Genomic DNA, 704 nt, shown 5'->3' with positions numbered 1-704 from the left:
CCTAAATGGGTGTCCGGTTTCATTAGACCACTACACAGGGTCTCAACCCTGCGCTTGATGGTAGCTGTGCGTAGGGCGCCCTCGGGCGCGCCGATTTCTTAGCTCGTCGGTCTACTAACCTGCGTACAGCTGCCTCCATTACGTTTAGTAGCGGACTGGTCGCAGCCTCATTCAGAGAGAGCTAAGACATGTTCAAGGTCACACCCAACCCACCGGACACCGATCCGGTCTCCCCCTACGAAAGCCCCGATTCAARCAAACTCAACGACGCCGCCGAGCGCGCCCTCGACCACCACTTCCCGCCCGCCAAATCAAAACCACCGAAACGCAACGGCCAGCTCTTCAGCGTCTGCCCGGATATCAACACAGATGCACTGCTCGCCAACGCCTCGGAAGACTCACGGTCCATCAGCGCCATCGCCGCCGACCTCGCCGACAATGTGGACGGCCCACACCGCTCCGTAGCCTTGGCGCTCAGCCGCATGGCCGATGGTGTGCATCTGTTGGTAGAACGAGCGCTGGACGACTTGGATGAGCCGGAAATGGCGGCGATTCTCGCCAGGAAACACAGCCGAGTCAGCTGAACCGCCGCTCATAAAAAATGGGCACCCAACCTCGTTGGCGTGCCCATTTTTTTGCCCACTGCCTCATGTTGCCTCAATGCCATGATGCGCAAGAAGTTGCGCAATCAAGCTGTTCAAAGT

General features: G+C 58.5%; 1 protein-coding gene. It reads left to right on the top strand.

The annotated features are described in order from the left end of the window. The first annotated feature begins 188 nt into the window (after positions 1-188). Positions 189-584: a DUF6124 family protein gene (locus AC1DRJ_RS31015; RefSeq protein WP_477805472.1), complete on the top strand. Its 396-nt coding sequence runs from the start codon at positions 189-191 to the stop codon at positions 582-584. Positions 585-704: the final 120 nt, after the last annotated feature.

The organism is Pseudomonas sp. P5_B2 (genome assembly GCF_056400445.1).
This window is presented reverse-complemented; position numbering and strand designations above follow the sequence as displayed.